Origin of the sequence: Myxococcus sp. AB025B (assembly GCF_006518215.1) — a bacterium.
In the GTDB taxonomy this organism is placed as follows: domain Bacteria; phylum Myxococcota; class Myxococcia; order Myxococcales; family Myxococcaceae; genus Myxococcus; species Myxococcus fulvus.
Genome location: NZ_SRLW01000016.1, coordinates 1 through 19,154 on the forward strand (window position 1 = coordinate 1; position 19,154 = coordinate 19,154).

The 19,154-nt window shown below is 69.8% G+C and carries 16 protein-coding genes and 1 pseudogene; 11 read left to right on the plus strand and 6 right to left on the minus strand.

Annotated features, from left to right (window positions below; genetic code table 11):
• The 6 genes and pseudogenes from FL311_RS04350 to FL311_RS04370 all read left to right on the plus strand — a co-directional run.
• Positions 1-389: pseudogene (locus FL311_RS04350) on the plus strand (chemotaxis protein CheR); the annotation flags it as partial.
• A gap of 59 nt (positions 390-448) precedes the next feature.
• The gene (locus FL311_RS04355) at positions 449-1,297 is read left to right on the plus strand and encodes a tetratricopeptide repeat protein (RefSeq protein WP_141323669.1); all 849 of its coding nucleotides are present in this window, start codon (positions 449-451) and stop codon (positions 1,295-1,297) included.
• A complete protein-coding gene (locus FL311_RS45890; RefSeq protein ID WP_255510303.1) occupies positions 1,294-1,425 on the plus strand; it encodes a hypothetical protein in 132 nt (43 codons plus the stop codon). The genes FL311_RS04355 and FL311_RS45890 overlap by 4 nt, the downstream gene beginning before the upstream one ends.
• A 66-nt stretch (positions 1,426-1,491) precedes the next feature.
• Positions 1,492-2,436, plus strand: coding sequence for a 5'-nucleotidase (locus FL311_RS04360; protein ID WP_141323671.1), 945 nt, complete (start codon positions 1,492-1,494; stop codon positions 2,434-2,436).
• Positions 2,437-2,545: 109 nt separating this feature from the next.
• Complete coding sequence (gene rpmE, locus FL311_RS04365; RefSeq protein ID WP_141323673.1) at positions 2,546-2,815, plus strand: 50S ribosomal protein L31; 270 nt, start codon at positions 2,546-2,548, stop codon at positions 2,813-2,815.
• A 219-nt stretch (positions 2,816-3,034) separates the two neighbouring features.
• Positions 3,035-3,916 (plus strand): site-specific DNA-methyltransferase, encoded by an 882-nt coding sequence (locus tag FL311_RS04370; protein WP_141323724.1) that lies wholly within the window; start codon positions 3,035-3,037, stop codon positions 3,914-3,916.
• Between the two features lie 27 nt (positions 3,917-3,943).
• Here the strand turns inward: FL311_RS04370 and FL311_RS04375 are convergent, their stop codons facing one another.
• On the minus strand, positions 3,944-5,698 hold the full coding sequence (locus FL311_RS04375) for a M1 family metallopeptidase (RefSeq protein WP_141323674.1): 1,755 nt from the start codon (positions 5,696-5,698) through the stop codon (positions 3,944-3,946).
• 132 nt (positions 5,699-5,830) lie between these two features.
• On the opposite strand from FL311_RS04375, the gene FL311_RS04380 reads away from it, so the two are divergent.
• Both FL311_RS04380 and FL311_RS04385 read left to right on the plus strand, forming a co-directional pair.
• Positions 5,831-8,221 carry a 3-hydroxyacyl-CoA dehydrogenase/enoyl-CoA hydratase family protein gene (locus FL311_RS04380; RefSeq protein ID WP_141323676.1) on the plus strand — a complete coding sequence of 797 codons (2,391 nt, stop codon included), beginning with the start codon at positions 5,831-5,833 and terminating at the stop codon, positions 8,219-8,221.
• A gap of 77 nt (positions 8,222-8,298) precedes the next feature.
• Positions 8,299-9,471, plus strand: coding sequence for a thiolase family protein (locus tag FL311_RS04385; protein ID WP_141323678.1), 1,173 nt, complete (start codon positions 8,299-8,301; stop codon positions 9,469-9,471).
• Between the two features lie 71 nt (positions 9,472-9,542).
• Here the strand turns inward: FL311_RS04385 and FL311_RS04390 are convergent, their stop codons facing one another.
• The 4 genes from FL311_RS04390 to dgcN all read right to left on the minus strand — a co-directional run bounded on the left by FL311_RS04390 (position 9,543) and on the right by dgcN (position 14,249).
• Positions 9,543-10,079 carry a hypothetical protein gene (locus FL311_RS04390; protein ID WP_141323680.1) on the minus strand — a complete coding sequence of 179 codons (537 nt, stop codon included), beginning with the start codon at positions 10,077-10,079 and terminating at the stop codon, positions 9,543-9,545.
• Positions 10,080-10,300: 221 nt separating this feature from the next.
• Positions 10,301-12,148, minus strand: a complete 1,848-nt coding sequence (locus FL311_RS04395; protein ID WP_141323682.1) for a DNA mismatch repair protein MutS — start codon at positions 12,146-12,148, stop codon at positions 10,301-10,303.
• Positions 12,149-12,239: 91 nt separating this feature from the next.
• Complete coding sequence (gene dgcA / locus FL311_RS04400; protein ID WP_141323684.1) at positions 12,240-13,226, minus strand: N-acetyl-D-Glu racemase DgcA; 987 nt, start codon at positions 13,224-13,226, stop codon at positions 12,240-12,242.
• Between the two features lie 6 nt (positions 13,227-13,232).
• Positions 13,233-14,249, minus strand: a complete 1,017-nt coding sequence (gene dgcN, locus FL311_RS04405; RefSeq protein WP_141323686.1) for an N-acetyltransferase DgcN — start codon at positions 14,247-14,249, stop codon at positions 13,233-13,235.
• Positions 14,250-14,457: 208 nt separating this feature from the next.
• Here dgcN and FL311_RS04410 point away from each other — a divergent pair, with 208 nt between their 5' ends.
• From FL311_RS04410 to FL311_RS04420, 3 genes are all read left to right on the plus strand, one after another.
• Positions 14,458-15,552 (plus strand): vWA domain-containing protein, encoded by a 1,095-nt coding sequence (locus FL311_RS04410; protein WP_194869051.1) that lies wholly within the window; start codon positions 14,458-14,460, stop codon positions 15,550-15,552.
• Between the two features lie 153 nt (positions 15,553-15,705).
• On the plus strand, positions 15,706-16,479 hold the full coding sequence (locus tag FL311_RS04415; RefSeq protein ID WP_141323690.1) for a metallophosphoesterase: 774 nt from the start codon (positions 15,706-15,708) through the stop codon (positions 16,477-16,479).
• Positions 16,479-17,096, plus strand: a complete 618-nt coding sequence (locus FL311_RS04420; protein WP_141323692.1) for a hypothetical protein — start codon at positions 16,479-16,481, stop codon at positions 17,094-17,096. Before FL311_RS04415 ends, FL311_RS04420 begins: the two co-directional genes overlap by 1 nt.
• 16 nt (positions 17,097-17,112) lie before the next feature.
• On the opposite strand, the gene FL311_RS04425 is transcribed toward FL311_RS04420, so the two are convergent.
• Positions 17,113-19,047 (minus strand): sulfatase-like hydrolase/transferase, encoded by a 1,935-nt coding sequence (locus FL311_RS04425; RefSeq protein WP_141323694.1) that lies wholly within the window; start codon positions 19,045-19,047, stop codon positions 17,113-17,115.
• Positions 19,048-19,154: the final 107 nt, after the last annotated feature.

The following is a 19,154-nucleotide window of genomic DNA, read 5'->3' on the forward strand; positions in this document are numbered from 1 at the left end:
CCACGGGACCCTCCCGGGGCTCGGCGCCGTCCGCCTCGGCGACCCCGCTCGAGGCCCCTCCGCTGGCCCCCGCCTTCGCCGAGGCGGACCTGCTCTTCGCCTGCGTGCTGGACGGCGCCGCGTCGGGCGTGTCGGACGCGGTGGCGGAGCGCGACCTGCGCCAGTGTCTCCAGCTGGACCCCGACCATGCGGCCGCCCGCTACCTGCTGGCCCTGCTCTTGGAGCAGTGCCGCCGCCCCCTCGAGGCGGCCGCCGAGTACCGCCGGGCCCTGGTCGCCCTGGAGGAGGGCCGCGCCCGGCCGGTGCCCTTCTTCCTCAACCCCAGCCGCCTGCGGGTGGCGTGCGCGCACGCGGCCGGCCGCCTGGAGCCCCTGGGCGGGCCCCGCTAGCCGCCCCCTTGGCGAGAAGTCCGGACGACGCGCCGATTTGGCCCTAAGATGCCGGCCCCATGCGAAGGCTCGTCCTGTTCGCGCTGCTGGTAGCGCTCCCTGGCTGTTTCTATCCCGCGGACCGCGGCCGCGCCCTCGAGGCGAAGGTCGATCGGCTCGGCACCGACTCCGCGCAGATGCAGACGGAGTTGAAGGAGGCGCGCGCGCAGCTCGCCATCGTCCTGCCGAAGATCGACGAGAAGGTCGCCGAGGTCACCAAGGCCCTGGACGGCCTGGACACCGCCGCGCGCCGCAAGGACGCGGACATCGGCATCCAGCTCCAGAAGACGATGGAGGACCTGTCCCAGCTGCGCGGCCAGGTGGAGACCTACCTCCATAAAATCACCGAGCTGGAGACGGCGCTCGGTGCCCAGGACCAGAAGCTGCTCGCCATGCAGGGCGCCGCCGCGGTGAAGGAGGCCGAGGCCAAGAAGAAGGCCGAGGAGCTCCAGCGCCCCACCAACCCCAAGGACTTCCTCGCGCTCGCGCAGGAGCGCGCCAAGGCCGGCGAGCTGCTCGTGGCGCGTCAGCTCTTCAACGAGCTGATGAAGAAGTGGTCCAAGGACGCGCTCGTGGGCGAGGCCCACTACGGCCTGGGCGAGACGTACTTCTCCGAGTCCAAGTGCCGCGAGGCCCTCTTCGAGTACGGCAAGGTGGTGCAGGACCACCCGAAGACGCCCTCCGCGCCGGATGCGTACCTGCGCTCCTCGGAGTGCTTCGCCCAGCTCAAGATGAAGGACGAGTCGCGCCTGGCGCTCGAGGAGCTGGTCAAGAGCTACCCCAAGTCCGGTGCCGCCAAGACGGCCAAGGAGCGCATCGCCGAGCTGGACAAGGCGAAGGCGCCCGCGAAGAAGGGGGGCAAGAAGTGAGCCTGCGCCTGCCCGGGCTCGCCCTGCTGGCCGCGCTGCTGCTCCCGCTCGTCGCGGGGGCCGCGCCCAAGCAGCTCGTGCTCCTCTTCACTGGAGACAATGGGGGCGAAGTCGCCCCCTGTGGTTGACGACACAACCCGTCTGGCGGTCTGGCCAGAAGAAAAGTCACGCTAGAGAAGGAGCGCGCGAAGGGCGTGCCGGTCCTCGTGTTGGACGCGGGCAACGCGCTCTTCAAGAGCCGGGACAGCGGTGCGGCCCCGGATGCCCGCGCGCGCGCCGAGCTGGTGTTCGCGCAGATGAACGCGCAGGGCACCACCGCCATGGCCGTGGGCACGCGCGATTTGTCGCTGGGCGTGGACTTCCTGCTCAAGCAGTCGCGCAAGTCGAAGCTGAAGCTGCTGTCCGCGAACCTCGCGGACGCGCAGGGCAAGCTGCTGTTCCCCGCGTCGATGGTGACGCAGGTGGGAGGGCTGAAGGTGGGCCTCGTGGGCGCGTCGCCGGCCACCACCCAGCCGGAGCCCATGGAGCCCCTCGCCCAGGGCAAGGCCGCCTCGGTCCAGAGGCAGGGGCTGCCCGTGCTCCCCGCCGTCACCGCCGAGGTCAAGCGCCTGCGCGAGCAGAAGGTGGACCTGGTCATCCTGCTGGCCGCCGTGCCCTACAACGACCTGCTCGCGCTCGCCGGGGAGCTGGAGGGCGTGGACTTCGTGATGCAGTCACACGAGGGCCGCGGCTCCGGCATCGCCCAGCGCGTGGGGCTCACCACGGTGGTTCCTCCGGGTGAGCGGGGCCGCCAGGTCGCGAAGCTGGAGCTGTCCATCGACGGCCCCGGCCGCTTCGTGGACGTCTCCGAGCGCGAGCGCACCCGCGACAGCCTGCGCATCGTCGAGTCGAACCTCGCCCGGGCGAAGGAGCGGCTGGGCCAGCTGAAGGACGAGGCGCAGAAGCGGGCGCTCGAGGCCTCGGTCGCCAGCCTGGAGACCCGACGCCAGTCCCTGGAGAAGACGTTGGCGGGCGGCGCAACGCCCTCGGCCCGGACGCATCTATTGTCGTACATCCAGCTCGGCGGTGACGTACCGGCGGACCCGGTCGTCCAGAAGGCGGTGGAACGTGTCGAGCCCCCGGGCTCGGCGGCCCACTGAGCCGCGCTGGTCTTGTGCCCCGGTCGGCGCGCCGTTATAAGCGCCGGCCATTACAGTGCCGGACCTCCCTGCCGTGGGCGGCTGGGGGCAAGGCACCCTGGAGAGCGTCATGAAGCCGGAAGTGCATCCCGTCTATCCGCCGTCCCGCATCACCTGCGCGTGCGGCAACATCGTCGAGACCCACTCCACCCGCGGCTCGTTCTCGGTGGAAATCTGCTCGAACTGCCACCCCTTCTTCACGGGCAAGTACAAGCTCGTGGACACGGCCGGCCGCATCGACCGCTTCCGCAAGAAGTACGCGGCGAACCCCACGGAGACCGCCGCCGCCGAGGGCGCCATCGCCGTCCCGGCCGCCAAGGGCAAGAAGGCCAAGGCCTGATTCCAGCCGTCGCGCGCTCGCCGCGTGACAGCCATTCGCAGCACCGTCGAGCAGGGTGTCGGAGGGCCTCACTGGAGGCGCTCCCGCCCTGCTCGAGTCGTTTCCACGGCAAGTGCCCCGGGTCAAATTTCAGGGTGCTACAGGCCAGAAATTAGACGTAGCACTCAAGTCACCGCACATTCCGCCGCGTCCCACGACGAAGAGTCCGACGGAGGCGTGATGTTGGCTGAAGCTGCTGCCCCTGACCTGAAGATTGTCCGGCGCTCCCTCAACGAGAGCGTGCACGCGAAGGGCGACGCCTGGACGCTCCTGCACGGGGACAGCCTGGAGCTCTTGAAGCAGTTCGAGCCCCAGACGTTCGACATGATCTTCGCCGACCCGCCGTACTTCCTCTCCAACGGTGGCACCACCTGCAAGGGTGGCAAGCGCGTCGCGGTGAAGAAGGGCAACTGGGACGTGTCGCGCGGGGTGGAGGAGGACCACGCCTTCACCACGGCGTGGCTCGAGGCCTGCCAGCGGCTGCTCAAGCCCACCGGCACGCTCTGGGTCAGCGGCACCCAGCACGTCATCTTCAACGCCGGCTTCGCCATGCAGAAGCTCGGCTACAAGCTGCTCAACACCGTCACCTGGTTCAAGCCCAACGCCAGCCCGAACCTGGCCTGCCGCTACTTCACCCACTCGACGGAGCTGCTCATCTGGGCCTCGCCGAAGTCGGGCGGCAAGCTGCAGCACGTCTTCAACTACAAGAAGATGAAGTCGGACAACGGCGGCAAGCAGATGCGCGACGCGTGGGTGCTGCCGCCCTCCGGCGACGCGGAAGTCACCGACGACGGCGAGGGCCGGCTGTGGACGCTCACCGTCCCGCGCGGCGGTGAGGAGAAGGCCCACGGCAGCCACCCCACGCAGAAGCCCGTGGCCCTGCTGGAGCGCATCATCGAGGCGAGCACCCCCGAGGACGCGCTGATTCTGGATCCCTTCAACGGCAGCGGCACCACGGGCGTGGCGGCCCTCAAGCTGGGCCGCCGCTACGTGGGCATCGACATGGACGAGAAGTACCTGGACCTGTCCGAGAAGCGCCTGAAGGCGCAGTCGGCGAAGTAGTCCGTCGTCCTCCTCCCCGCGCCTTCCTCAGGCGCGGGAGAGGATGAGCTCCACGCCCTGCCGGGCGATGGGGTGGTAGCGCTCCTGGTGCTGCTGGAAGAGCGAGCGCGCCAGCGGCTTGTGCTCGCGGGACGCGCTGAGCACGCCGTACAGGGGCTTGAGGTACTTCATGCGGCCCACCTCGCCCAGGAAGACCTCGGTGCGCGCCACCGCCGGCTCCCAGCCCGCGCGCAGGGCCGCCACCAGCCACGCCACCAGCACCTCCGAGTTGCGGCTCTTCGTCAGCTCGAAGCGCTCGTCCAGCTGGCGGAACAGGTCGCGCGGCGCGTCCGACGGCAGCCACTCCAGGAAGAGCTGCCACTCCGCGGGCGTCCAGTCCTTCACCGCGTCCTTCGACGGCACGGTGCCACGCAGGCGCAGGAGCGTCTCCAGCCGGCTGGAGCGAGGGGAGGGCGCGCCGCCGGGGATGCCGGGCCGCTGCAGGTACGCGTCCGCGTCCACCTTGGCCAGGGCCCCGGGCAGCTCGCGCTCGGTGAAGGCGATGAACTCCTCGGTGGTGAGCGCGCGGAAGCGGTACGTGGCCAGGTAGCGGCGCAGGAAGCCGTCGAACGTCTCGCGGCCCACCGCGTCCTCCAGCGCGCGCAGGAACAGGTAGCCCTTCTCGTACGGAATCTGGGAGAAGGCCTCGTCCGGGTCCACGCCCGTCAGGTGCGTGCGCAGCGCCGTCAGGTGCGGGTGCTCGCGGAAGTGGTGCATCGCCTCTTCCAGCGCGCGTCGCCCCAGCGCCCCGTGCAGCGCGGCCACCTCCTTGCCCGCCAGCGCCTCCAGGATGCGGCGCTCGGCGAACACGGTGAAGCCCTCGTTGAGCCAGAAGTGCTCCGCGGACGCGTTCGTCACGAGGTTGCCCGTCCACGAGTGCGCCAGCTCATGCGCCACCACGTTGACCAGGCTCTTGTCGCCGGCAATCAGCGTGGGCGTGAGGAACGTCAGCCGCGGGTTCTCCATGCCGCCGTACGGGAACGACGGAGGCATGGTGAGCAGGTCAAACCGCTCCCAGTCGTACGGCCCGAAGAGTGACTCGGCGGCGCGCAGCATGTCGTCCACGCCGGAGAACTCCTCCGCCGCGTCCTCGAGCAGCTCCGGCTCCGCCCACACCCGCGAGCGCGGCCCCAGCTCCTTCGGCGCGAGGCTGCCCACCGCGAAGGCGAGCAGGTACGGAGGCACCGGCTGCGGCATCTCGTAGTGCTCCTCCGCCTCCACGCCGTGCTCCTCGCGGCCGACGAAGCTCGCGGCCATGACGGCCTTGAGCGCCTTGGGCACGCGCAGCGACGCGCGGTAGCGGATGCGGATGCGCGGCGTGTCCTGCAGCGGGACGAGGCTTCGCGCGTGGATGGCCTGGCACTGGCTGTAGAGGAACGGGTGCTGCCCGCCCGCCGTCTGCGAGGGCGTCAGCCACTGCAGCGCGCTCGCGGTGGGGGACGTGCGGTAGTGCACCGTCAGCTGGCGCACCCCCTGGGGCAGCTCCACGCGGAGCCTGCTCCCCAGGATCGGCTCGGGCGGCGCGAGGATGTAGGGCAAGGGGCGACCATTGCCATCTACGACTCTGAGAATCTCCAGGTCCCGGGTGTCCAGGTCGAGGGGACCGGCGGACGCTTCCTTCAGCGTCAGGGTGGCCTCGGCGTGCAGCCTTCGCGTGCGGAAGTCGACGCGGGCCCTCCAGTCCAGGGTTTCCGTCTCGGGCTGCGTGCTGTCGTTGTACGAGTGCGGGTCGGGGCGAGCCATGGAGGTCCGGTTTGTAGTCCCTGGCGCGCCGGGTGGCGAGTGCTCCCACCCGCTGAACCGATTGACTTTCGGGTCAATCGCCTACATTTGTGCAGTCCCCTCCTTCCCACAAGAGCAAGGGAGCCTTCCCCAATGACGACGCGGATCCGCAAGGTAGCTGTGCTGGGCGCCGGAGTGATGGGCAGCGGCATCGCCGCCCATCTGGCCAACTCGGGCGTGCGCGCGCTCCTCCTGGACATCGTTCCGCCGAAGGCCGCACCGGGCGAGGACACCTCGACCAAGGCCTTCCGCAACAAGTTCGCCCTCGGGGCGCTGGCCAACATGCGCAAGCAGAAGCCCAGCCCCATCATGTCCGAGCAGGTGTTCACCGCCATCGAGGTGGGCAACTTCGAGGACGACCTGTCGCGCATCTCCGAGTGCGACTGGGTCATCGAGGTGGTGAAGGAGGACCTGGCCGTCAAGCAGGCGCTCTTCGCCAAGGTGGAGCAGCACGCCCGCAAGGACGCCATCATCTCCTCGAACACCTCCGGCATGTCGATTGTCGGGATGACCGAGGGCCGGGGCGAGGCCTTCAAGAAGAACTTCCTCGTCACGCACTTCTTCAACCCGGTCCGCTACATGAAGCTCCTGGAGCTCGTGGCCGGCAAGGACACGGACCCGGCGGTGATGAAGGCCATCCACCGCTTTGGCGAAGAGGTGCTCGGCAAGGGCATCGTCTACGGAAAGGACACCACCAACTTCATCGCGAACCGCATCGGCGTGTACGGGATGATGCGCACCATCGCGGCCATGGGCCCCGCGGAGCTGTCCATCGAGGAGGTGGACAAGATCTTCGGCCCGGCCATGGGGCGCCCCAAGTCGGCCGTGTTCCGCACCGCGGACATCGTCGGTCTGGACACCTTCGTCCACGTGTCGAAGAACTGTTACGACACGCTGACGCAGGACGAGGAGCGTGAGGTCTTCGCCATCCCCGGCTTCCTCCAGAAGATGGTGGAGAAGGGGATGCTGGGCGACAAGAGCGGCGGCGGCTTCTACAAGAAGGACAAGAGCTCCGGCGGGAAGGAGATCCTGGCGCTCGACCTGAAGACGCTCGAGTACCGCCCGCAGGGCAAGGTGCGCTTCGAGTCGCTGGGCGCCGCCCGCGAGGTGGAGAACGTCAAGGAGCGCGTCGCCGTCGTCATGAACGGCACGGACAAGGCCGCCAAGTTCGCCGAGCAGGTGACGCTGGATGTGCTCGCGTACACCAGCCGCCGCATCCCCGAGATCGCCGACGACGTGGTCAACGTGGACCGCGGCGTGCGCTGGGGCTTCGGGTGGGACCTGGGCCCCTTCGAGGTCTGGGACGCGTACGGCGTGAAGAAGGGCGTCGCGCGGATGAAGGAGCTGGGCCTCAAGCCGGCGAAGTGGGTGGAGGACATGCTGGCCACGGGCCGCGAGTCCTTCTACGGCGTGGAGGGCGGCAAGGACACGTACTGGGACATCCCCACGAAGTCCGTGAAGGTGGTGCCGGAGAACGCGCGCACCCAGCGCGTGGAGTACCTCAAGCGCGGCAACAAGAAGGTCGCCGGCAACGACTCCGCCACCCTGTGGGACCTGGGCGACGGCGCCACGCTGCTGGAGTTCCACACGAAGATGAACTCCATCGATGACCAGATCATCGAGATGATGCACACGGCGCTGGACGAGACGGAGAAGAACTTCAAGGGCCTCGTCATCGGCAACGACGGCGCCAACTTCTCCGCGGGCGCGAACATCGTCGCGCTGGTGTGGGCGGCGAAGAGCGGCCAGTACGAGGACATCCGCAAGCTGGTGACGTCGTTCCAGGCGGCCAACCAGCGCATGCGCTACAGCCCGGTGCCGGTGGTGACGGCGCCCTTCAACCTCACGCTCGGCGGCGGCGCCGAGGTGACCATGGGCGGCAACGCGGTGCAGGCGAGCGCCGAGCTGTACATGGGCCTCGTCGAGGTGGGCGTGGGCCTCATCCCCGGCGGCGGCGGCAACATGCAGCTCTTGCGCAACGTCTACGGCGCATACTCCACGGACAAGGACTTCGATCCGTTCCCCTTCCTCAAGAAGGTGTTCCTGTCCATCGGCACGGCGAAGGTCGCCACCAGCGCCGAGGAGGCGCGCGAGGCGGGCTTACTCACGCAGGCGGACGGCATCAGCGCCAACCGCGACTTCCTCCTGTCGGACGCGAAGGCGCGCGTGCTGGGCATGGCGGACGCGGGCTTCCGCGCGCCGCGTCCCTCGCGCTTCCGGCTGGGCGGCCCCAGCGGCTACGCCACCATCGACATGATGCTGTACGACATGGAGATGAACGGGCAGGTCAGCGCGCACGACCGCAAGATCGGCCAGAAGCTGGCGCGCGTGCTCACCGGCGGCGACACCAGCACCTCGGCGCTGGTCACCGAGGAGAAGCTGCTCGAGCTGGAGGCCGAGGCCTTCCTGAGCCTGTGCGGCGAGGAGAAGACCCAGGACCGCCTGACGCACATGATCGAAAAGGGCAAGCCGCTGCGGAATTGACGGCCGGCCGGTACTCATTGGCGACGACATAAATTTCGCTGCATGCCCGGGTGTTACCCGGGCAAGGAGACATCAAGATGCCTGGTCGAGTCGTGATTGCCAGCGCGGTCCGCACGCCGTTCACCCGCGCGCACAAGGGAGAGTTCAAGGACACGCGGCCGGATACCCTGGCGGCCGTCGCCATCAAGGAGGCCGTGGCGCAGGTCCCCGGCCTGAAGCCGTCGGACGTCGAGGACGTCGTCCTGGGCTGTGCCATGCCGGAGGCCGAGCAGGGCATGAACGTGGCGCGTCAGGCCACGCTGCTGGCGGGTCTGCCGGTCGACGTCCCGGCGATGACCATCAACCGCTTCTGTTCGTCCGGGACGCAGGCCATCGCGCAGATTGCGGCGGCCATCCAGGCGGGCCACATCCAGGTGGGCATCGGTGGTGGCACCGAGTCCATGACGATGGTGCCCATGGGCGGCAACAAGGTCAGCGCCAACCCGGACATCATGGCGAACCACCCGGAGATCTACAGCTCCATGGGTGTGACGGCGGAGAACATCGCCTCGCGTCACAACGTGTCGCGTGCGGACTCCGACAAGTTCGCCGCCGAGAGCCAGCGCCGCGCGGCGACGGCTCGGGAGACGGGGAAGTTCAAGGAGGAGATCGTCCCGGTCACCACCACCGTCTACGACGAGGAGGGCAACGCGCAGACGGTGACGGTGTCGGTGGACACCATCCTGCGTCCGGAGACGACGGCCGAGGGCCTGGGCAAGCTGCGCCCGGCGTTCAACGCCAAGGGCGTGGTGACGGCCGGCAACGCGTCGCCGCTGACGGACGGCGCGGCGGCGGCGGTGGTGATGAGCGAGGAGAAGGCGAAGGAGCTGGGCGTCAAGCCGCTGGGCTACTTCGTGGACTTCGCCGTCGCGGGCGTGCCTCCGGAGGTCATGGGCATCGGCCCCGTGCCCGCGGTGCGCAAGCTCCTGGCGAAGAACAAGCTCGAGGTGAAGGACATCGACGTCTTCGAGCTGAACGAGGCCTTCGCTCCGCAGGCGCTGTACTGCATCCGTGAGCTGGGCATCCCGGAGGACAAGGTGAACCCGAACGGCGGCGCCATCGCCCTGGGTCACCCGCTGGGCGTGTCCGGTGCGCGGCTGGTCGCGACGATTCTGCGCGAGCTCAAGCGCCGCAACGGCCGCTACGGCGTCGTCACCATGTGCATCGGTGGCGGCATGGGCGCCGCGGCGCTCATCGAGCTGGCGAAGTAATCGCCGCGCGCTCCTGAAAGTTCACGGGCCCCGGGGAAGCGCTTCCCGGGGCCCGTTTTCGTTCGGAGACCTCAGAAGAGGCGGGTGATGACGAGGACGGACGGGCCCGCGACGGAGGTGACGCCCTGGGGCGTCGAGCATGCGAGAAAGTCCGTCTGGAGCAGGGTGGAGGTGACGACCACCGTGGCGCCCACGAAGCGGCCCTCGGTCACCGTGGACTCCGTTGCGATGACAACCTCTCCCAGGGGCGCGGCGCGCAGGAGGGCTCGACCCTGCCCCGTGCTGTAGGTCCCGTCGTTCCACTTCAGTGTGAGGGACAGGTTTCCGTTCTCGAGCAGGCCACACGAAAGTGGGGTCTGCGCGAACGTATCGAGACTCGCGGACACGAGCCCCAGGGGGAGCCCCGTGCAGGGGCCGTAGAGCGCCTTCGAGTCGACGGTGATGAGCCGAGGGGTGTTCGAGAGCCCGGGCGCGTAGTTGACCCTCAAGGTGCCCGGGCAGGTGAGGGCCACGGGCTGCGCACGGCTGGCCGGGGCCAGCAAGAGGGTCGCCATGAACAGGGTGGACAGGACCGCGTGGAGCGCGTGGTTCATCATCAGTTCCTCCATGGACCGTGGCTCGAGCGCCACGTGAGCCGATGATGGTCGGGCGCGGGAGCGGTCGTGCGATGGGCACGCGGAGGCGGAGCTCGTCCGACATGATTCGCGCCAGCGGGTGCTCAGCACCTCACGAAGGGATTGGACTCGAAGACAGGGGCCGGACGCAGGGCAGGCGGTGATGGCGAGCAGGGGCTGCGCGCCCGGAGAACGGGCGGCGGGGTGGAGCGGGCCTACTTCCGACGCTCGGGCGCCTCGGGGTCGTCCACGGGGACACCGGCGAGTCGCAGCACGCGCAGCGCGTTGGTGGTGTCCACCACGCCTTCCCGCAGCGTGTAGTCGAACACCATCTGTCCCTCCTCCAGGTGGTCCCTGAAGTGGACGTTGCGGACCTTCGCGTTCGTGGTCTCCTCGGCGAGCGAGGTGAGCGACAGGTCATGCGTCGTCACCGCGCCGCTGGCGCCCGTGGCGAGCAGCAGGCGCAGCACCTCGCGCGAGGCGAGCTGGCGCTCCCGGGTGTTGGTGCCCAGCAGGATTTCGTCGAGCAGGAACAGGGCCTGGCCGTTCGCCGCGCGCGCCGCGTCCAGCACGGCCTTGATGCGCTGCACCTCCGCGTAGAAGTACGAAACGCCGCGCTCCAGCGAGTCCTTCACCCGCATGCTGGTGAGCACATGCAGCGGTGACAGGCGGAACGACGCCGCGGCCACCGGCGCCCCCGCGAGCGCGAGCACCACGTTGGCGCCCACCGCGCGCATCAGCGTCGTCTTCCCGCTCATGTTGGAGCCGGTGATGATCAACGCGTGCGAGGGGCCGGGGAGGGACACGTCATTGGGCACGGGCGCGTCCAGCAGCGGGTGGCCCAGCTTCGTCGCCTCGACGATGGGGCCCTCCTTCACCAGCGTGGGCCAGGCGAAGGCGGGGCGGTCATGCGCGAGCCCGGCGACGCAGGACAGGGCCTCCAGCTCCGCGAGCGCCTCGAACCAGTGCCGCACGCGGGTGCCGTGCTTCTCGCGCCAGTTCTCCAGGGCGAACAGCGCGTGGATGTCCCAGAGCGTGAGCCAGTGCACGATGGGGTGGAACTGGTGCCGCTTGAACTCGATGAGCGAGAAGAGCTGGCTGAAGCGACGGAAGTGCGAGGACACCGGCGGCTCGCCCTGCTGTTGGAGGCCCGCCTGGAGCTGGCGCAGCAGGGGATGCTCGAAGCGCTGGCTCTCGATGCGCTCGAAGAGGGGGGCATACCGCGCGAAGCCCCGCTCGCCCTTCTCCACGTTGTCGTCCATCCGCTTGAGCGTCTTGCGGGTGGCAGCGGCCAGCGCGAGCTGCGCGATGAGGCCCGCCCAGACGGATGCGCCGGGAATCACGCCCACCTCGCCCAGGATGAAGAGCGCGAGCGTCACGACGGGCAGCACCACCGCCAGCGGACGGGACCAGCGGATGGAGTCGAGCGAGGAGCCGGCTTCCGCCCACTGGATGAAGAGCGCGGGGTCCGCCTTCTCCTTGGCCACCGTGCGCGCGTCCACGCAGAGGTCCTGGCGGAAGTCCACGCGCGGGGCCAGCTCCTGGGCGGCGCCCTGTCGGGCCTCGACGACCTCCCGTGAGGCGGGAGAGGACAGCCACGCGGCGAGCCGCTCCTCGCCGGCGCGGGTGGCCGTCTCGTTGAGGAGTTGGAACAGGCTGCCCTGGCCGAAGACGTCCAGGTCCGGCGTGTAGAGGTGGGCGGGGGAGGCGAAGCGCTCACCCTGCTCGGTGAACTCGTGCCAGCCGTGTCCCAGGCGCGCCAGGCCCCGCTCGTTGAGCGTCACGTAGAGCCGCTGGCGCTCCTCGCGACGGAACACCTGGTGGTGCATGACGGCGAGGATGATGAAGACGACGACGAAGCCGAGCGCGCCCCACCACCACGTCTTCGGAAGGCGTCCGGTGAGGATGAGGCCCGAGATGATGGCCGCGGCGAGGACGGCCACGGTGCGCAGGTTGGCGTAGCGGGCGCTGATGCGGTCCAGGACGGACAGCTCCGCCTGGGCGGCGGCGCGGCGCTCGGTATACGTGTGGTGGGGACTCGGGCGGGTGGCGTTCACGGACACGGTGGCCGCGCATGCTGTGCTTCCGGCCCGCCCAGGGCAAGAGGCCCTTGTCGTCGGGTGCCATCGGGGCGACGAAGCCCCACCCGCGGCTTCAGCCCCACAACTCCCGGGGCGGCCAGAACAGGGTGTTGCCCTCGAAGTGCAGGCCCGGCTCGCGGTCCTTCGCCAGCAGCAGGGGACCGTCCAGGTCCACCACCTCCGCGTCCTGGGCCACCAGGGCCGCGGGGGCCATGGACAGGGACGTGGCCACCATGCAGCCCACCATGAGCTGCAGCCCGTGCCCTCGCGCGTCCCGGGCCAGGGCCAGGGCCTCGGTGAGGCCTCCCGTCTTGTCGAGCTTGATGTTGAGCGCGTCGTACTTGCCCACGAGCGCCGCCAGCCCGTGCCGGTCATGCGCGGACTCGTCGGCGCACACCGCCACCGGGCGCCCCAGGCCCCTGAGGGCCTCGTCGTCCGAGGCGGGCAGGGGCTGCTCCACCATCACCACCCCCAGCTTCGCGCACGCATCCAGCAGGCCGGGCAGCTCCGCGGGGCTCCAGCCCTCGTTGGCGTCCACGATGAGCCGGCTGGCCGGCGCTCCCTCGCGGATGGCCCTCAGGCGCTCCAGGTCCTCCGTGCTGCCGCGTCCCAGCTTCACCTTGAGCAGCGGCCGGTGCGCGGACTTCACCGCGGCCCTGCCCATGGCCTCCGCCGTGTCCAGGCTCAGCGTGTACGCGGTGACGAGCGGGCGGGGCTCGGGCATCCCCAGCAGCGCCCAGACGGGCCTGCCGGTCCGCTTCGCCTCCAAGTCCCACAGGGCGCAGTCCAGCGCGTTGCGCGCGGCCTTGGGCGCGAGCACCTCGGGGACCTCCTCCCGGGACAGCCCGCCCTCGATGCGCGCCCGCGCGGCCTCCAGCGCCTCCAGGACACCCGGCACCGTCTCGCCATAGCGGGCATAGGGCACACACTCGCCGCGCCCCACGGCACCGCCTTCCTCCAGCGTCACGACCACCACCTCGGCGCTCGTCTTCGAGCCCCGGGAGATGGTGAAGCTGCCAGCGATGGGCCAGCTCTCGTGTCGGACGGTGAGCTTGCGCATGGGCCTTCAGCTCCGGACGGGGAAGCGGCGCGAGAGCTCGTCGACGAGCGGCCCGACACCGGTGCGGATGGGGTCCACGCAGGGCAGTCCGTGCTCGCGCCCGGTGCGCTCCAGCAGCGCCAGGGCCTCGGCCTCGTCCAGGTGCTCGGTGTTGATGGCCAGCCCCGTGCACTGGATGGCGGGGTTGGTGAGCTGTCCCTCCAGCACGGTGCGCTCGATGACGGCTTGAATCGAGGGCAGCGCATGCTGGACACCGCGCATCTTCGTGCGCGTGGGCTCGTGACAGACGATGAAGGCATCCGGCTGCGCGCCATGCAGCAGCCCCAGCGTCACGCCCGCGAACGAGGGATGGAACAGCGAACCCTGCCCCTCCACCAAATCCCAATGGTCCGCGTCGTTGGCGGGGGACAGCCACTCGGCCGCGCCCGCGACGAAGTCGGACACCACCGCGTCGATGGCCACGCCCCGGCCCGAGATGAAGATGCCCGTCTGCCCCGTGGCCCGGAAGTCCGCCTTCAGGCCGCGCGCCCGCATCTCCTTCTCCAGCGCGAGCACGGTGTACTTCTTTCCCACCGAGCAGTCCGTGCCCACCGTCAACAGGCGCAATCCCTGACGCTTGGTGCCCTTGCCCGTGGCGAAGTCCTGGTCGGGGATGCGCACGTCGTGCAGCGCGCGGCCGTTGCGTCGGGCCGCCTCGGCGATGGCGGGGAACGAGGACAGCCGCTTGTGCAGCCCCGTGGCGACGTCCATCCCCGCGTCCAGTGCCTCCACCAGCTTGCTCACCCAGTGCTCCGGCAGCACGCCGCCCGCGTTGGCCACGCCGACGATGAGCGTCCGGGCGCCCTTCGCCTTCGCCTGCGCGATGTCCAGGTCGTCGAGGCCACAGTCCGCCTTGCAGCCCGGCAGCCGCAGCTGCCCCACGCACCAGTCCGGCCGCCAGTCGACGATGCCTTGCGCCGTCTTCGCCGCGAGCTGGTCGGGGACATCCCCCAGGAACAACAGGTAGGGCTTCTGGATCTCCACCAACGTCCTCCCCGGGCCCCTGGCAGGGGCTGTGGCGCGCTTTTCAGCACGGCCCCTCGAAGCCCGCAAGGACAACGCGGACCCCGCCAGGATTGGCGTCGGAAAGGGGCCCGGAACCATCCTTCACGTAGGCCCTTGCGGCGCCCCGAAAATGTCAGACCCCACCCGTATTCTTCCTCTCGTCACGGCACACGAGGGGAGCCAAGAAATGGGCAAGTCCGTCGTCGATAATCGCGTCGAGATTGTCTTCAGCTTCGATACCACCGGCAGCATGTATCCCTGTCTCGCGCAGGTCCGAAAGAAGCTGCACGGCACGGTGTCCCGGCTGATGAAGGAGATTCCGGGCATCCGCATCGGTGTCATCGCGCACGGCGACTACTGTGATGCGCGCTCGACGTACGTGACGAAGATTCTCGACCTCACGGACGACGTGAACGCGGTGGTGCGGTTCGTGGACAAGGTGGGGCAGACGGGCGGCGGCGACGCGCCGGAGTGCTACGAGCTGGTGCTGCACGAGGCCCAATCCCTCTCATGGACCGCGGGCTACAAGCACGCCTTCGTGTTGATTGGCGATGACGTGCCGCACGCGCCCTCGGACAATCCGAAGCGGCTGGACTGGCGCAAGGAAGTGGACGCGCTGGGTAGGCTGGGCATCCCCGTGTACGGGGTCCAGGCCCTGGCGCGCCGCCACGCGACGCCGTTCTACCGGGAGCTGGCCCAGAAGTCGGGCGGCTTCCATCTGAGCCTGGACCAGTTCTCCCACGTCACCGACATGCTGCTGGCCGTCTGCTACAAGCAGGCGTCGGACGCCCAGCTCCTGGCCTACGAGGCGGAGGTCTCCCGCGAGGGCCGCATGAGCCGGAGCCTGAGTGGCCTGTTCAGCACCATGCTCGGGCGCGCGCCCACGTCCGTCTACGGCGAGGCGGACCTGCGCGCCGTGCCTCCCGGCCGCTTCCAGTCACTGGAGGTGGACGCGGACATGCCCATCAAGACCTTCGTCCAGGAGAACGGCCTGGGCTTCAAGACGGGCCGGGGCTTCTACGAGTTCACCAAGCCGGAGACCATCCAGGGCCACAAGGAGGTCATCCTCATGGACCGCAAGACGGGGGACTTCTTCAGCGGCGAGCGGGCGCGGGAGATGCTGGGCCTGCCGCCGGGCGAGACGGTGCGCATCCGCCCCGCGAGCCTGGAGAAGTACGTCGTCTTCGTGCAGAGCACCTCCGCCAACCGCAAGCTCATGACGGGCTCGCGCTTCCTATACGAGGTGGAGGACTGGGACGGCGCGAAGGCGCTCGCGGCCTGAGGCCCGACGACAGGGGCAACGGCCCGGAGTGCGTGCTGCGATGACGGTGACTGTCGGTCAGGTGATGGTCGACATGAGCCATTGTGTCTTGGGGGCGGCCCGGGCGAATCCAAGGGTTGAAGAGGTGGCATCGGGTCGTTAGTTCCGAGGGTCGTGAGACCCTGGCTCCCATCGCTGCTGCTGCTCCTCACGGGCTGTGGCGCGTTCGAGATGCACCCGTACGAGGTTCGCGGGGGCGAGCGGGACTCGAATGCGCGGGCCGTGGAGCGGCTCCAGCAGCGGATGAGCTCGGGGCCCTTCCGCTTCGCGGTGATTGGGGACATCGGCATCTTCCAGGGCTCCTCGGAAGCGGCGGTGCGGGACCTGGCGCGGCGGGACGTGGACTTCGCCGTGCAGATGGGGGACCTGACGGAGTTCGGCTCGGCGGACGAGTACAAGTGGGTGTCGAAGCTGCTCAGCGACGCGTCGGTCCCCACGATGGCGGTCATCGGCAACCACGACATGGTGGGCAAGGGGACGGAGCTGTTCCTGGCCCGCTTCGGTCCGACGTTCCTGTCCTTCGAACATGGCGGCAGCCGGTTCGTCCTGTTCGACTCGAACTCCCGTGAGTACGACTTCCCCGGCGACGTGCCGGACCTGGCCAGGCTCGGGCAGGCGCTCGCTGATGCTCCGCCGGACGGCCACCTCTTCACCTTCTCGCACGTGGCGCCCGGGCATCCGGACTTCGACCCGGCGCTGACGGGACCCATCGAGGAGCTCCAGTCGGAGCGGGGCGTGACGGTGTCCTTCCACGGCCACGCCCACCGCTTCCAGAGCGATGAGCGACAGGGCGTGCGCTACTTCGTCACCGACGCGCTCGACATCCGCAGCTACCTGCTGGTCTCCGTCGAGGGGCCGTCGGTGGATGTCGAACAGGTCTTCTTCTGATGTCGCGCCCGGGGCTCGCGGGAGGACTGCTGGCGTCGCTGCTCCTGGCGGCGTCCTCGGCGCGCGCGGAGGAGCAGGAGCTGCTCGAGGACGCCTCCGAGTCGAAGGGGGCGCTGTGGTACGTGCCGGACCATGCGGCCGTGCAGTTCGCGGGCTCCATCGGGATGCTCGCGGCGGGGCCCGGGTGGGCCTTCCTGGACGAGCAGGTGGACCTGGAGGTGCTCGTGGGCTGGGCGCCGCAGGCGGTGGCGGGCTCGGACTTCGTGACGCTGACGCTCAAGGCGCAGTGGCATCCGTTCCGGGTGCGGCACGGGGAGTGGGACCTCCGCCCGCTCACCCTGGGCGCGGCGTTCAGCTACACATTCGGCGACGACTTCTACCTGACGCTGCCGGACCGGTACGAGTCGGGCTACTACTGGTTCAAGACGGCGCTGCGCCCGGCGTTCCTGCTGGGAGGGGGCGTGGGGCGGCCGGCGAAGGTGCTCGGCTTCGAGCGGCTCGAGGGTTACTACGAGCTGGTCGCCACGGACTACCGCATCGTCCAGTTCCTCCGGAACCCGGACACCGTGAAGCTGGGCCTGTTCTCGCTCGCGCTCGGCGCCCGCGCCCGCTTCTGAGTCACGGACGCGTGTCTCAGCGTGGCGGCTGGGTCGCGGTCGCGGGAGCCCCCGTGGGGACGGGCCGGGGCGTGGGCTCGGAAGCTTCGCTCGGAGCGCCACCGCCGCGCAGCCTGCGGAGGATTCGCGGCGCCTCGGCCGCGAAGCGCTCCTGCGCATCTGGCAGCGGGCGGTCCCACAAGTCACTCAGCTCGGTGCCGGGCAGGCCCGCGCCGAAGCGCACCTTCAGCTCACGTCCGATGAGCGCGTAGCGAGGCTCCCAGCCGATGGTGGTGAGCAGGTAGCGCCGAGGGTCCGGACGACTCATCGGAATCCCATCCCCCAGCTGCTCCGGCGTGTGCGTGTCCCCCAGCAGGTCGAACAGCGTGGGCACCAGGTCGATGTGGCCGGTGACGGCCTCGACCTGGCCCGGCGGCAGGCGCTCATCGAAGACGAGCATGGGCACATGCAGCTGCAGCTCGGTGACGTCGCTGGCATGGCCCACGCGGCCGTGCTCGCGGAACTCCTCGCCATGGTCTCCGGTGAAGACGACCAGGGGGCGCGTGCCGCGCACGGCCTCCCACTGGGACAACAGCTCCTCCACCTTCGTGTCCACCTCGTAGGCGGAGTTCCACGCGCGGGCCTTGAGGTGCTCGGCGGGCACGCGCGCGGTGGCGAGACCTCCCTTGCCGTCCCACGCGGGCGAGAACACCGCCGAGCGCGGCGGGTAGTCGTAGTCGAAGTGCGTGCCCGCGAAGAACACGAACGTGAACAGCGGCGTGTCCACGGGCGTGGAGCGCGCCAGGTCCAGCGCGTCCTTCACCATGGCCGCGTCGCGCAGGTGGCTCTTGCCCTCGTAGTCCGTGCGCAGGCCGCCCTGCACGTCGCGGAACACCGTGTCCTTCAGCCCCATCCAGTCCACCGAGGACGCGGCGAAGAAGGCCTGGCGATAGCCGTTCTCCCGCAGCGCGGGGAAGAGCAGGGGCGCGCGGCCCGCGCCCACCACCGCGTCACGGCGCTGGGCCTCCAGGCCGAAGAAGAGGCTGAAGACCGAGTAGTCCGTGGAGCTCGCCGCGCTGTGGTGGTGCAGGAAGCGCGTGCCGTGCTCCGCGCGCTTCCACAGGTGGGGCATGACGTCCGGACGGAAGAAGTCGTCGCGCAGGCTCTCGACGAGGATGAGCAGGATGTCGGGCTTGCGCGTGAAGCGCACGGCGGCGGGGTCGATGGTCGACGCGGGCACGCCGGCCTCGGGGCTCACGCCCAGGCGCAGGCCCGACGCGGGAGGACGGCTCGTCAGCCGCATGAGCAGCGTGTTCATCCGCACGGGCGGCTGGAGGGGCAGGGTGGTGGCCGCGTGCAGCACCGCGCCACCATGGGCGAACACGAGCCACGCGCTCGTCAGGCGCTCCACCGCGGTGGTCAGCACGAGGACGGCGACCAGCCTCGCCACGTGCCGGGGCCGTCGGACGCGGCGCAGGAACTGGACGCCGACCCAGACATCGAGCGACAGCACGGCCAGGGTGCCGACCGCGAGGAGCGCCAGTTCATGCGGCGCGAGCCCCGTCTCCGCGAGCGCGCGAGGCTGCATGGCCACCGCGAGCACCAGGCCGTTGATGTGGAAGCCCAGCGAGGACAGCACGAGCGCGTCCACGCCCAGCATCGCCACGCCGAGCGCCACGGCGATGGGCAGGGCCACCGCGTAGCGCCGCCCGAGCAACATCAGCGGCAGCGTGGCGACGAAGGTGAGCAGCCCCAGGAACAGGGCCTGGATGACGCCGCCCACCAGCAGCACGGGGCGCAGCGAGGCGGCCAGCCGCTCCACGGAGGCGAGCAGGGGGGCACCGAAGAACGCCAGCGCGAGCAACCCGTGCAGCGTGCACCACAGCAGCGCGGGGCCCAGCAGGGGCGTGGCGCCGGCCAGACGCTGGCGGAGCCCCTGGGCGGGGAGGGTGTCGGAAGGCGTCCGGGACATCGCGCCTTCTGCTAGCCCGCTCCCGGCGCATGTTCAAGCAGCGACGCGCGCCCGACTGCTTCCTCGCAGTGGAAGCGCGCCCGGTGTCTCCAGAGTCCTCGTGCCGC